12 protein-coding genes are annotated in these 12508 nt (G+C 55.1%); 9 read left to right on the top strand and 3 right to left on the bottom strand.

The features are described 5' to 3' along the window. Window positions 1-246: 246 nt before the first annotated feature. From glnH to ybiO, 4 genes are all read left to right on the top strand, one after another. Entirely contained in the window at window positions 247-993 is a 747-nt protein-coding gene (gene glnH / locus WFN75_RS02705; RefSeq protein WP_040076454.1) for a glutamine ABC transporter substrate-binding protein GlnH, read from the top strand. A gap of 74 nt (window positions 994-1067) precedes the next feature. After that, window positions 1068-1727 carry a glutamine ABC transporter permease GlnP gene (gene glnP, locus WFN75_RS02700; RefSeq protein ID WP_040076455.1) on the top strand — a complete coding sequence of 220 codons (660 nt, stop codon included), beginning with the start codon at window positions 1068-1070 and terminating at the stop codon, window positions 1725-1727. After that, window positions 1724-2446 (top strand): glutamine ABC transporter ATP-binding protein GlnQ, encoded by a 723-nt coding sequence (gene glnQ, locus WFN75_RS02695; RefSeq protein WP_040076456.1) that lies wholly within the window; start codon window positions 1724-1726, stop codon window positions 2444-2446. The genes glnP and glnQ overlap by 4 nt, the downstream gene beginning before the upstream one ends. A 128-nt stretch (window positions 2447-2574) precedes the next feature. Further along, the gene (gene ybiO / locus WFN75_RS02690) at window positions 2575-4800 is read left to right on the top strand and encodes a mechanosensitive channel protein (protein ID WP_046886923.1); all 2226 of its coding nucleotides are present in this window, start codon (window positions 2575-2577) and stop codon (window positions 4798-4800) included. On the opposite strand, the gene rlmF is transcribed toward ybiO, so the two are convergent. Further along, on the bottom strand, window positions 4797-5708 hold the full coding sequence (gene rlmF, locus WFN75_RS02685; RefSeq protein WP_336995580.1) for a 23S rRNA (adenine(1618)-N(6))-methyltransferase RlmF: 912 nt from the start codon (window positions 5706-5708) through the stop codon (window positions 4797-4799). The two genes, ybiO and rlmF, sit on opposite strands and share 4 nt — an antisense overlap. Window positions 5709-5948: 240 nt before the next feature. Between rlmF and mcbA the strand changes: the two genes are divergently transcribed. After that, window positions 5949-6212, top strand: coding sequence for a DUF1471 family periplasmic protein McbA (gene mcbA, locus WFN75_RS02680; protein ID WP_046886924.1), 264 nt, complete (start codon window positions 5949-5951; stop codon window positions 6210-6212). 103 nt (window positions 6213-6315) lie between these two features. Here mcbA and WFN75_RS02675 read toward each other — a convergent pair whose 3' ends face one another. Beyond that, window positions 6316-6951 carry a recombinase family protein gene (locus tag WFN75_RS02675; protein ID WP_336995579.1) on the bottom strand — a complete coding sequence of 212 codons (636 nt, stop codon included), beginning with the start codon at window positions 6949-6951 and terminating at the stop codon, window positions 6316-6318. A 425-nt stretch (window positions 6952-7376) separates the two neighbouring features. Here WFN75_RS02675 and WFN75_RS02670 point away from each other — a divergent pair, with 425 nt between their 5' ends. The 4 genes from WFN75_RS02670 (at window position 7377) to ybiJ (ending at window position 11285) form a co-directional block, all read left to right on the top strand. Beyond that, a complete protein-coding gene (locus WFN75_RS02670; protein WP_336995578.1) occupies window positions 7377-9665 on the top strand; it encodes a catecholate siderophore receptor Fiu in 2289 nt (762 codons plus the stop codon). Window positions 9666-9724: 59 nt separating this feature from the next. Beyond that, window positions 9725-10402, top strand: coding sequence for a PKHD-type hydroxylase YbiX (ybiX, locus tag WFN75_RS02665; RefSeq protein WP_336995577.1), 678 nt, complete (start codon window positions 9725-9727; stop codon window positions 10400-10402). A 70-nt stretch (window positions 10403-10472) separates the two neighbouring features. Beyond that, entirely contained in the window at window positions 10473-10739 is a 267-nt protein-coding gene (locus tag WFN75_RS02660; RefSeq protein ID WP_212477390.1) for a DksA/TraR family C4-type zinc finger protein, read from the top strand. Between the two features lie 285 nt (window positions 10740-11024). Further along, entirely contained in the window at window positions 11025-11285 is a 261-nt protein-coding gene (gene ybiJ / locus WFN75_RS02655) for a DUF1471 family protein YbiJ (protein WP_040076463.1), read from the top strand. 97 nt (window positions 11286-11382) lie between these two features. Here the strand turns inward: ybiJ and ybiB are convergent, their stop codons facing one another. Further along, window positions 11383-12345: a DNA-binding protein YbiB gene (gene ybiB, locus WFN75_RS02650; protein WP_336995576.1), complete on the bottom strand. Its 963-nt coding sequence runs from the start codon at window positions 12343-12345 to the stop codon at window positions 11383-11385. Window positions 12346-12508 lie beyond the last annotated feature (163 nt).

The following is a 12508-nucleotide window of genomic DNA, read 5'->3' as shown; positions in this document are numbered from 1 at the left end:
CAATCGTTAACGCGAGATTGTTTTTTCATCAATATATGCGCTTAATAGCAGGGCTATAGCGATCAAAAATCACCTGCACCAAAACAGTGCTCCATTGTGGTGCAAAGAAAGCAAATTGCACCACAGGATGCGCAAGACTCTGGTGTAGCTCCTTTGTGAAACAACCACTTGCAAAGTTGGCACGATTTTTTCATATAGCCGTTCGTTCTCGCAGGGGATCGCCCCGTGGATATAAAAGGAAATGCTATGAAGTCTGTATTAAAAGTCTCACTGGCTGCACTGACCCTGGCTTTCGCGGTTTCTTCTCAGGCTGCTGATAAAAAACTGATCGTTGCCACCGACACCGCATTTGTTCCGTTCGAATTCAAGCAAGGCGACCAGTACGTTGGTTTTGACGTGGATCTGTGGGCAGCTATCGCTAAAGAGCTGAAACTGGACTACACCCTGAAGCCAATGGATTTCAGCGGCATCGTTCCGGCACTGCAGACCAAAAACGTGGACCTGGCACTGGCCGGTATCACTATTACTGATGCGCGTAAAAAAGCGATCGACTTCTCTGACGGCTACTACAAAAGCGGCCTGTTGGTGATGGTCAAAGCCGATAACAACGATGTGAAAAGCGCTAAAGATCTCGACGGTAAAGTGGTTGCGGTGAAGAGCGGGACCGGTTCTGTTGACTACGCAAAAGCAAACATCAAAACCAAAGACCTGCGTCAGTTCCCGAACATCGATAACGCCTATATGGAATTGGGCACCAACCGCGCTGACGCGGTGCTGCACGACACCCCGAACATCCTTTACTTCATCAAAACCGCAGGCAACGGCAAGTTCAAGGCGGTAGGTGAGTCTCTGGAAGCGCAGGAATACGGTATCGCCTTCCCGAAAGGCAGCGACGATCTGCGTACTAAAGTGAACGGCGCGCTGAAAACCCTGCGTGAGAACGGCACTTATAACGAAATTTATAAAAAATGGTTCGGTACTGAACCAAAATAATAACGCGTTTGCTCTTCTGTGGGGGCGAGCTTCGCCCCCTGTTGTCTTCACCACGGTAAAAACAGGAACTAATCATGGAGTTTGACTGGAGCGCCATCTGGCCCGCCATTCCTCTGTTGCTTGAAGGCGCCAAAATGACCCTGTGGATTTCGGTCCTCGGTCTCATTGGCGGGCTGATTATCGGCCTCGTCGCCGGTTTCGCCCGCACCTACGGCGGCTGGATTGCCAACCACATCGCACTGGTTTTCATTGAAATCATTCGTGGCACACCTATCGTTGTACAGGTGATGTTCATCTACTTCGCCCTGCCTATGGCCTTTACTGACCTGCGTATCGATCCGTTCAGCGCGGCCGTGGTCACCATCATGATCAACTCCGGTGCCTACATTGCGGAGATCACCCGTGGGGCAGTGCTGTCGATTCATAAAGGCTTTAGCGAAGCGGGCCTCGCCCTGGGTCTCTCTCGCCGCGAGACCATTCGCCACGTTATTCTGCCGCTGGCGCTGCGCCGTATGCTGCCGCCGCTGGGTAACCAGTGGATCATCAGCATTAAAGATACCTCGCTGTTCATTGTGATCGGCGTGGCCGAACTGACGCGTCAGGGCCAGGAGATCATCGCCGGTAACTTCCGTGCGCTCGAGATCTGGACCGCCGTTGCCGTGGTTTATCTGATTATTACGCTGGCACTGAGCTTTGTTTTACGTCGTCTGGAAAGAAGGATGAAAATCCTGTGATTGAATTCAAAAACGTCTCCAAGCACTTTGGTCAGACCCAGGTGCTGCATAATATCGATCTGAAGATCGAAACGGGCGAAGTGGTCGTGATCATCGGCCCATCGGGTTCCGGTAAATCCACGCTGCTGCGCTGCATTAACAAACTGGAAGAGATCACCAGCGGCGACCTGATTGTCGATGGTCTGAAGGTTAATGACCCGAAAGTCGATGAACGCCTTATCCGCCAGGAAGCGGGGATGGTGTTTCAGCAGTTCTACCTTTTCCCGCATCTGACCGCGCTGGAAAACGTAATGTTTGGCCCGCTGCGCGTGCGCGGTGCCAATAAAGCGGAAGCTGAGAAGCTGGCAAAAGAGCTGCTGGCGAAAGTGGGCCTGGCCGAACGTGGTCACCACTATCCTTCTGAACTTTCCGGTGGTCAGCAGCAGCGTGTGGCGATTGCCCGCGCGCTGGCGGTGAAGCCGAAGATGATGCTGTTTGATGAGCCTACTTCTGCGCTTGACCCGGAACTGCGCCATGAAGTCCTGAAGGTGATGCAGGACCTGGCGGAAGAAGGGATGACGATGGTGATTGTGACCCACGAAATCGGCTTTGCCGAGAAAGTCGCTTCACGTCTGATCTTTATCGATAAAGGGCGTATTGCTGAAGATGGCAACCCGCAGACCTTGATCGAGAATCCGCCAAGCCAGCGTCTGCAGGAGTTCCTGCAGCACGTCTCCTGACGGTGCTTTGTTAATACGCTAAGCCGGGTTCGCCCGGCTTTTTTACGCCGGAATGTTCTCAAAACCATTTCTCCCTCCCCCGCCATCTATACTTATCTTTTTGCTGAATATTGTCATCGGAGGACGCCGTGCCGTGGATCCTGTTGCTGCTTGTTAGCCTGCTGTGTGCCCCTGCGCAGGCGATTACTATTCCGGGCGTCACCACGGGGACGACCCCGGCAGCAGAGGGGGCAGCCCCGGCAGAGCCCGACGTTGAACAGAAGAAAGCGGCTTACTCCGCTCTGGCGGATGTCCTTGAAAATGACGCGTCACGTCAGGAGTTGATCGGGCAGTTGCGTACCGCGGCTGCCACGCCGCCGCAGGAGACGGCGCCCAAAATCACGCCGCCGGCCATCGAAGAAGAGAAAACGGTGCTGGAGAATGTCACGGATGTTGGGCGTCACTATGGCGAAGCGCTGGCAACCCGCTTTGCGCAACTCTACCGCAACCTGATTGGCTCCCCACACAAAGCGTTTAATCCGGATACCTTTCTCAATGCCGCCAGCCATTTCCTGATCCTCGCCGGGCTGGTCTTTGCGTTCTACTGGCTGGTGCGCCTTTGCGCCTGGCCGCTGTACCGTAAAATGGGCGCGTGGGGACGTAAGAAAAACCGCGAGAAGAGTAGCTGGCTACATCTGCCGCTGATGATTACCACCGCCTTTATTATCGACTTGCTGCTGCTGGTACTCACCCTTTTCGTCGGCCAGTTGCTGAGTGATAACCTGCATGCCGGTAACAAAACCATTGCCTTCCAGCAGGGGTTGTTCCTTAACGCATTCGCGCTGATCGAATTCTTTAAAGCTATTCTACGGCTAATATTTTGCCCTCACGTTCCGGAGCTACGTCCGTTCAACATCGACGATCGGACCGCAAAATACTGGTCGCTGCGCCTGAGTACCCTGAGCGGACTCATTGGTTATGGCCTGCTGGTGGCGGTGCCCATTATCTCCAACCAGGTCAATGTGCAGATCGGGGCGCTGGCTAACGTGCTGATTATGCTCTGCATCACCGTCTGGGCGCTCTATCTTATCTTTCATAATAAGCGGGCCATTACCGAGGGACTGCTGCACCTGGCTGACCGCTCCTTATCCTTCTTCAGTCTATTTATTCGCGCGTTTGCGCTGGTGTGGCACTGGCTGGCCTGCGCCTACTTTATTGTGCTCTGCTTCTTCTCGCTGTTCGATCCCGGCAACAGCCTGAAGTTTATGATGGGTGCCACCTTCCAGAGCCTGGCGATTATCGGAATTGCGGCCTTTATCTCTGGCCTGCTTTCACGCTGGCTGGCCAAAACCATCACCCTGTCGCCGCAGGTGCAGCGCAACTACCCGGAATTGCAAAAACGGCTTAACGGCTGGATTTCCGCCTCACTGAAGGTGGCCAGGATCCTCTGCGTGGCGGTGGCGATTATGCTGCTACTCAATGCCTGGAGCTTGTTTGATTTCTGGAACTGGCTGCACAACGGCGCGGGGGAAAAAGCGGTGGATATCGTGATCCGCATTGCACTGATCCTCTTCTTCTCTGCCGTCGGCTGGACGCTGCTCGCCAGCCTGATTGAAAACCGGCTGGTGTCAGACATTCATGGCCGTCCGCTGCCCAGCGCCCGCGCCCGCACGCTGCTGACGCTGTTCCGCAACGCGCTGGCGGTGATCATCAGTACTATCACTATCATGATTGTGCTCTCAGAGATCGGCGTGAATATCGCTCCTCTGCTGGCCGGCGCCGGGGCGCTGGGGCTGGCGATTTCGTTCGGCTCCCAGACGCTGGTCAAAGACATTATCACCGGGATCTTTATCCAGTTTGAAAACGGGATGAACACCGGCGATCTGGTGACGATTGGGCCGTTAACCGGCACGGTAGAGCGGATGTCGATTCGCTCTGTGGGGGTACGGCAAGATACCGGGGCGTATCACATTATCCCCTGGTCTTCGATTACCACCTTCGCCAACTTTGTTCGCGGTATCGGCTCGGTGGTCGCCAATTACGATGTGGATCGCCATGAAGATGCGGAGAAGGCCAAAGGGGCGTTAAAGGCGGCGGTAGACGAGCTGATGGAGCAGGAGGATATTCGGGGCCTGATTATCGGCGAGCCGTCGTTCGCCGGGATTGTAGGGCTGACGAATACCGCCTTTACGCTGCGCGTCTCCTTCACTACCCAGCCGCTGAAGCAGTGGACGGTGCGTTTCGCTCTCGACAGCATGGTGAAGAAGCACTTCGATCTGGCCGACGTCAGGATGCCGGTTCAAACCTATCAGGTGCTGCCGTCGCCGGCCTCCCCTGCTCCCCCCACGCTGCCGCCACAGGCGCCGACGCTTTAACGGCTACGTTTGTTATCGTCGAGGAAGGACCAGGCGATGAAGCGGCTCTGCTTCTGACCCTGGGCCATCTCTTTTTTCACCACTTTTACCGCACCGACCGCCGTCAGCGCACGGTAGAGCGGCGGCAGATTTTCACCGCGCGACACCAGGGTGGTAAACCACTTAACCTGTCTTGCGTACTGCGCACTCTCGGCGATCATCTTACTGATAAACGCGACCTCGCCCCCTTCACACCAGAGCTCCTGCTGCTGGCCGCCAAAGTTCAGCGCCCCATCCGCCGCCTGGCCGAGATTACGACGCTTGCGCTCGCTGCCCGCGCGTGCCGCTTCGGCGGAGTCATGGAACGGGGGATTGCAGAGGGTGGCATCGTAGTGCTCATTCTTATGAATGATGCCCGCGAAGATCGCCGTGGCGTCTTTTTGGCGACGCAGACGGATGGCACGGCTCAGGCCCGGATTGTGGTTTATGATCGCCGTGGCGCTGGCAAAAGCTTGCGGGTCAATCTCGCTGCCGGTGAAACGCCAGCCGTATTCATGGACGCCAATCAGCGGGTAGATAAGGTTCGAGCCGGTACCGACATCCAGCACCGTGGCCTCTGCAGGTACCACGCCGCCGCGATCCGCCGCCAGCAGATCTGCCAGATGGTGAATATAGTCCGCGCGCCCAGGTACGGGTGGGCAAAGATAGCCCTCCGGAATATCCCACTGCGCGACGCCGTAAAAATGGGCCAGCAGCGCTTTATTTAACGTCTTTACCGCCTGCGGATCGGCGAAGTTCACCGTTGGCTCGCCCGCAGGTGACGAGATAATAAAATCGCGCAGCGCCGGACAGCTCTGGCAAAGGGCATTCATGTCGTAACGGCTGTGATGGCGGTTGCGTGGGTGCAACCCCGGCTTCTGGGATGTCATGGCGTTCTCCTTTAAAACAGCGGCGTAAGATACTCTTTGCTGGCACAAGGGTAAATCATTCTCTACGCATGAGAACAAAGCGTCAAAAATCAAATGCCTGGATGTCTATGATTTGTCATTGAATTGTCAAAAAATATCGTTCAAAAAATAAGCATATCTCCATCAATTTTTTGCGCTGAATCACACGCATTGCCGTCCTACACTTACCTTGACTCATCTGAAGTGATAAGAGGTGTGACCATGAAAAAATATCTCGTAATGCTTGCCGCCGGTACGCTGGCGGGCGCATCATTCGCCGCCCTGGCGGCAGAACCGCTTATGCGTGGTGATGCGAATAATCAGCTCCGTCCCGCCGGCACTGTCTCCGTTTCCGGGGCCAGCAATCTCGATGACCTGCAGAGTAAACTGGCGGAAAAAGCCCGTGAACAGGGTGCGACAGGATTCACCGTGGAATCGGCCAGCGGTGATAATAAAATGTTCGGGACTGCCACTATTTACAAGTAAGTTTCCGGCCATTGAGGCTGCATCTTTAGGTGTAATGCTGATCGGTTAAGCGTGGTGTAATCGTGCTCGATTGATCGGCATGACATCTTAGGGCGCAGTATTTTTATTCTCGCTCTGCCAGAGGTTTCTCCGTCTGGCGATATAAAGCCTGAATACGGCAAACTTGTGATGGGCTATAGTCGGTCGCCTGCGCAGTCTCCTGAATACTCATCTTTTTCACCTGCCGACAGTACAACACCTTTTTATGCCGCTCGCGATCCGGCGGCTTCCCTTTGAATTTACCCAGACGTTGCGCCCGGGCAATACCCTCCTGTTGCCGAACGCGCTGATGCTGCAGTGCCTGTTGGGCAAGAGCGGCCAGGGTGTCCAGTAAGGTATGATTAATCGCCACCGCTACCGCCGGATCTGAAGGGCCGCTCATCATCTGCCAGGTCGCCGGGAGATCCAGGCTCAGGATCCGTAGCCCGTGCTGCGTCACCTGGTTGGTCAAACGGCTCCAGTCGTGGCTCGTCAGGCGGATTAAGCGATCAATACGATCAATAAGCAGGATGTCCCCCGGCAAGCTTTCTGCCAGCAGACGCGCGAACTCGGGGCGGTCAGACGTGAGGGAAGCGAAATTTTCCCGATAGTAGCTGGCAATACGATGACCCCGGGCCTGGACAAAGCCGTCCAGCACCTCTTTCACCCGATCGGCCCAGGGATCTTCTGCAGACGCTTGTAAATAAGCTCTGATGAACATATCGCCCCCGCTCTCGCATTAAGGTTGTCGCACAGCTGATCTCGCATTCGGGTTATCGCATTGCCCTTATTTGCCCCTGTTGCTCATCGCATTAGACCAGATTCAAAAGCGAGAGGCACTGCGCCAGAGGCAGCCTAAGCTGGCTTGCTGTCCTGAATTATAATTTATCGCCGAAAAGAGGCACGGAAAGTTCAGAGACAAGATGTCACCCCTGCGCATAAGGGTGCTGGCAGCGGTGCAGCAATGTGAAGATTTTTAGTAGCTAATGTAAATTTATGTATTTCATTTTTTTCAGGAGAGTGATAAAAAGTCACGCCAAATGATAATGTTTATCACAATTATTATCATTTGTAGGTTCATTACTGTATTCGCGTGGCATAGACGTAATGAAATGTGATTCTAAAAATTATAAGTCGCTAAACAATATGGAAAACAATCGCAATACTCCGTTCAGCAGCTTCTCTTCGCTGACGTTCTTCACGGGCCTGTGTATCGGCCTGACGCCTGTCGCTACCGCTATTGCTGCGGATCAAACCGATAAAAAATCTGACGATACGCTGGTGGTTGAAGCTCAACCGCCCTCTCTGTATGCCCCCACCCACTCCGCCGATCCCAAGTTTGCGCGCCCCATCGCCGACACCACTCGCACCATGACGGTGGTCTCTGAGCAGGTATTAAAGGATCAGGGGGTGACCAACCTGACCGATGCGCTGAAAAACGTGCCGGGCGTCGGCGCCTTTTTTGCGGGTGAGAATGGTAACTCGACTACCGGCGATGCGGTCTATATGCGCGGTGTGGACACCTCAAACAGTATTTATGTAGATGGCATTCGGGATATCAGCAGCGTATCGCGAGACACCTTCAATACGGAGCAGGTCGAGGTGATCAAGGGCCCGTCCGGCAGCGATTATGGCCGTAGCGCGCCAAGCGGCTCGATTAATATGATCAGCAAGCAGCCGCGTCTGGACTCGGGCATCGACGCCTCAGCCAGTCTCGGCAGCGCCTATATGCGCCGGGGCACGCTGGATATCAACCAGACAATGGGCGAGACCTCTGCGTTTCGCCTCAATTTGATGGGTGAAAAGACCCACGACGCGGGCCGCGATAACGTTAAAAATGAACGCTACGGTGTGGCACCGTCGCTGGCATGGGGGCTGGGTACGGAAAACCGTCTCTATCTGAACTACCTCCACGTCACGCAGCACAACACTCCGGACGGGGGCATTCCGACCGTGGGTCTGCCGGGCTACTCGGCCCCCAATGCCGCAACTTCGGCGCTGAATGGCGCTGGCAAAGTGGATACCCATAACTTCTACGGTACGGATTCCGATTACGACGACTCCACCACCGATACCGCCACCCTGCGCTTTGAACACGACATCAACGACGTCACGACCCTGCGTAACACCACCCGCTGGTCGCGCGTGAAGCAGGATTATCTGATGACGGCGGTGATGGGCGGCGCCAATAACATTACCCGGCCGGATCCTAACAATGTGGATAGCTGGACCTGGTCACGCCTGGCCAACACCAAAGATGTCAGCAATAAGATCCTGACTAACCAGACCAACCTGACCACCAAATTCTTTACCGGATCGGTGGGCCATGACATCAGCACAGGGGTCGAGTTCACACGCGAAACCCAGACCAACTACGGGGTAAATGCCATTTCCCCGCCGGCGGTCAATCTCTATCACCCAGACAGCAGCGTGCATATTGGCGGTCTCAACCGCAATGGGGCGAATGCCAACGGCCAGACCGATACCTTCGGCATTTACGCTTTTGATACCCTGCAAGTTACCCGTGATTTTGAGCTGAACGGCGGTATTCGTCTCGACAGCTACCGTACCGAATATGACAGCGCCAGCAGCTGCGGCGGTACCGGGCGCGGTGCGGTCGCCTGCCCGACGGGCGTAGCAAAAGGGTCGCCGGTCACCACCGTCGATACGGCGAAATCCGGTAACCTGGTGAACTGGAAAGCGGGTGCGCTCTACCACCTGACCGACAATGGCAATGTTTACCTCAACTATGCCATCTCCCAGCAACCACCGGGGGGCAGCAATTTCGCGCTGGCCCAGGGGGGCACCGGTAGCAGCGCTAACCGTACCGACTTTAAACCGCAGAAAGCGAAAACCAGCGAGATTGGCACCAAGTGGGAGCTGCTGGATAAACGCTTGCTGCTCTCGGCGGCGGTGTTCCGTACCGATATTGAAAACGAAGTGGAGCAAAACGAAGACGGCACTTACTCTCAGTACGGCAAAAAACGCGTAGAGGGTTACGAGCTGTCGGCGGTGGGGAATATTACGCCGCAGTGGCAAATTATCGGCGGCTATACTCAGCAGCACGCCTCGGTGCGCAGCGGTAAAGATGTCGCGCAGGATGGCAGCTCCTCCCTGCCATACACCCCGGAGCACGCCTTCACCTTATGGAGCCAGTACCAGGCCACCGATGCGCTCTCTGTTGGCGCAGGCGCGCGTTACATCGGCAGTATGCATCGCGGCACCGATGGCGCCGTGGGCACACCATCCTTCAGCGAAGGCTACTGGGTCGCCGACGCGAAGCTGGGCTATCGCATCAACCGCAATCTGGATCTGCAGTTGAACGTCTATAACCTGTTTGATGAAGAGTATGTCTCTTCGATTAACAAGAGCGGATATCGCTACCATCCGGGCGAACCACGTACCTGGATGTTAACCGCCAACATGCACTTCTGATGTCGTGTGGGGCTACGGCCCCACCTTTCTCCCCACAGCCTCTTCCCGGAGAAGTTCTTATGATGTATCACATTCCTGGCGTACTCACGACTGATGAAGTCGCCCAGCTCCGCGCGCAGCTGGCGCTCGCCCCCTGGATCGATGGCCGTGCGACGGTGGGCAACCAGGGCGCGCAGGTCAAAAATAATCAGCAGGTCGATACCCAGAGCGAGTTGTACCAGAAGCTCCAGTCCGCCGTGCTACAGGCCGTCAATCAGCACTCACTCTTCTTTGCCGCCGCCCTGCCCCGTCAAATCTCCAGCCCGCTGTTTAACCGCTATCAGCAGCAGGAGACCTATGGCTTTCACGTGGATGGTGCCGTGCGTAGCCATCCGCAAAGCGGCTGGATGCGAACCGATCTCTCCGCCACCCTCTTTCTCTGTGAACCCGAGAGTTACGATGGCGGCGAGCTTGTGGTCAACGACACCTTCGGGCAGCACAGCGTGAAGCTACCGGCCGGCGATCTGATTCTTTATCCCGCCAGCAGCCTGCACTGTGTCACCCCGGTGACGCGCGGCGTGCGGGTAGCCTCGTTTATGTGGATCCAGTCGATGATCCGCGACGATAAAAAACGGGCGATGCTCTTCGAGCTGGACCGCAATATCCAGACGCTGCGCACCCGTCACGGTGAAAGTGAGGAGGTGTTGTCGTTACTCAACCTCTATCACAACCTGCTGCGAGAGTGGTCTGAAATCTGATGTCACGCCTTGACTGCCTCTTTTTTAACCCCATATTTGAAGAAGGGTTAACAGAGGCAGGAGTAATGCGATGGCTTCCGGTTGGGCAAATGATGACGCGGTCAATCAACAGATCAACAGTACGATTGAAGATGCCGTTGCGCGGGCGCGCGGCGAGATCCCGCAGGGTGAAAGTCTGGCATTCTGTGAAGAGTGCGGCGACCCGATTCCTGAAGCGCGGCGCAAGGCAGTGCCAGGGGTACGGTTGTGCATCACCTGTCAGCAGGATAAAGATTCACAAAGTAACGGATATGCAGGATATAATCGCAGAGGATCTAAGGATAGCCAGTTACGCTGACTTTTCTTTACCCTTCTTCGCAACGCAAGCGGTTTCGTTTGCGTGCACGAAATTTCAGCATGCGTTTCGCAAAATGTGCCCTTACCGTTTCGTCTGTAAAGCGCTGCGCGAAGATACGTAAAGACGCGTCCTGAATTTATTAATATTCAATAACTTATTTGTCATTCAATTTTTTCGAACAACGACGTCAATTCTCTTCGATTTTATCTTTCGCAAAAAAGCGTGATACTCATCACATCGACGGAACATCGTCCCCTTTACAGAATAACCTGCGAGAGATTAACCATGAAAACCATCAAATATGCTGTTGCTGCTGTTGCCCTGTCTGCGCTTTCCTTTGGTGCCTTTGCGGCACAATCTGTTTCGCCTTCTCAGGCAAGCGGCATGAATAAAATCGGTGTGGTAAGCGCAGAAGGTGCGACCACGCTGGACGGTCTTGAAGCGCAGCTGGCTCAGAAAGCCGCAGCGGCAGGTGCAAGCGGTTATACCATTACGTCTGCGAACACCAACAACAAACTTAGCGGTACCGCGGTTATCTATAAATAAGCGCCTGTTTTACTGAATCACTGCTCCAACCCTCATTGACCCTGTTGTTATTACCCTTGTTTTGGCCCGTCCTGGATTGGACGGGCTTTTTTTTTGCCTAAAATGACTGTGCGACGCGAGCCAGACCCGCTTCTACCGTCTCGACCTGCCCGGTGGCCAACAGACAGCAGGCTAGCTGTAACTTAATGGAGTGCGGAACCGGCACCTGCCCAGAAAGGCACTGGGTGATCCAGTGGGCGGTCACCTGTGGATCTTTACCCTCCGGCAAGACCACCTCGCTTTGCTCCTCGCCTCTTTCCCATACCACGCGCGTACCCGCCGGCTCAATCAGGGTAATTTGCGGACAGCGCTGCGGATTGGCATACACTTCCCCTTCCGTGCCGTGCATTAATAGCGCTCGTCCGCCAATGTCAGCGAAAAAGCTCGCCACCCGGGTGACATACTCCGGATGAGACACGCTGGAAAGACGCAGCGCCTTGTCCTCTTCAAAAGGGGTCACCAGTTTTGCCAGGGTATGTGCGCTATTGCGAACCCCCATCCGCCAGCGCAGGGCGAGCTGCTTGTCCAGCGACGGGCAAAGCGCATGGACGGGAATATAAACCGGCTGGTTTCCTTCAAGTTTGGCCTGAGCTTGCCCGGCCGTCAGGGTGGATTGAATGCCCAGGAGTGCAAGAATGGTTTCGGTCAGCACGCGGGTAGGATCTTCACTGACGCCGTGCACCACCACCGGGAAGCCGAGTTTATTAAGCAGGATGGCCAGAAGCGGCGTGAGGTTGGCCTGTTTGCGCGCGCCATTATAGCTTGGGATCACAATCGGCATCGGTTTCGCCACCGGCGGCGTCAGGCGCAGGGTGCGTGACTGCATCGCCTCATAAAACCCACGCATCTCTGCTTCGCCCTCACCCTTGATTCGCAGCGCGATCAGGATGCTGCCCATCTCAAGGTCAGGTACCTCGTCATTAAGCATTGCGCTATAGAGCGCACGTGCGGTCTCCTGATCCAGGTCGCGGGCGTGGTTCTTTCCACGACCTACCTCTTTGATAATTTTACGATAATCCACGGCATCTCTCCTTCCGGCATGATGTAAACACTATAGCCCTGATAAACAGCGCCCCGAAAGCTTTTTATCCGCCGCGTTGAATGCGCTGTTTTTTCAATAAAAAAAGAATGCAAGCGCTTAATGAAATATTAGTGGTTCGGGCAAAAGATTCTTACAGAAGGAC

The sequence above is a fragment of the Leclercia sp. UBA7405 genome, from assembly GCF_037152215.1.
GTDB classification, from domain to species: Bacteria; Pseudomonadota; Gammaproteobacteria; order Enterobacterales; family Enterobacteriaceae; genus Enterobacter; species Enterobacter pneumoniae.
This window is presented reverse-complemented; position numbering and strand designations above follow the sequence as displayed.

Excerpts from the sequence above, each read along its gene's own strand:
- glnH (WP_040076454.1), top strand. The coding sequence starts at position 247 with ATGAAGTCTGTATTAAAAGTCTCACTGGCTGCACTGACCCTGGCTTTC.
- glnP (WP_040076455.1), top strand. The coding sequence starts at position 1,068 with ATGGAGTTTGACTGGAGCGCCATCTGGCCCGCCATTCCTCTGTTGCTT.
- rlmF (WP_336995580.1), bottom strand. The coding sequence starts at position 5,708 with ATGACATCCCAGAAGCCGGGGTTGCACCCACGCAACCGCCATCACAGC.
- mcbA (WP_046886924.1), top strand. The coding sequence starts at position 5,949 with ATGAAAAAATATCTCGTAATGCTTGCCGCCGGTACGCTGGCGGGCGCA.
- WFN75_RS02675 (WP_336995579.1), bottom strand. The coding sequence starts at position 6,951 with ATGTTCATCAGAGCTTATTTACAAGCGTCTGCAGAAGATCCCTGGGCC.
- WFN75_RS02670 (WP_336995578.1), top strand. The coding sequence starts at position 7,377 with ATGGAAAACAATCGCAATACTCCGTTCAGCAGCTTCTCTTCGCTGACG.
- ybiX (WP_336995577.1), top strand. The coding sequence starts at position 9,725 with ATGATGTATCACATTCCTGGCGTACTCACGACTGATGAAGTCGCCCAG.
- WFN75_RS02660 (WP_212477390.1), top strand. The coding sequence starts at position 10,473 with ATGGCTTCCGGTTGGGCAAATGATGACGCGGTCAATCAACAGATCAAC.
- ybiJ (WP_040076463.1), top strand. The coding sequence starts at position 11,025 with ATGAAAACCATCAAATATGCTGTTGCTGCTGTTGCCCTGTCTGCGCTT.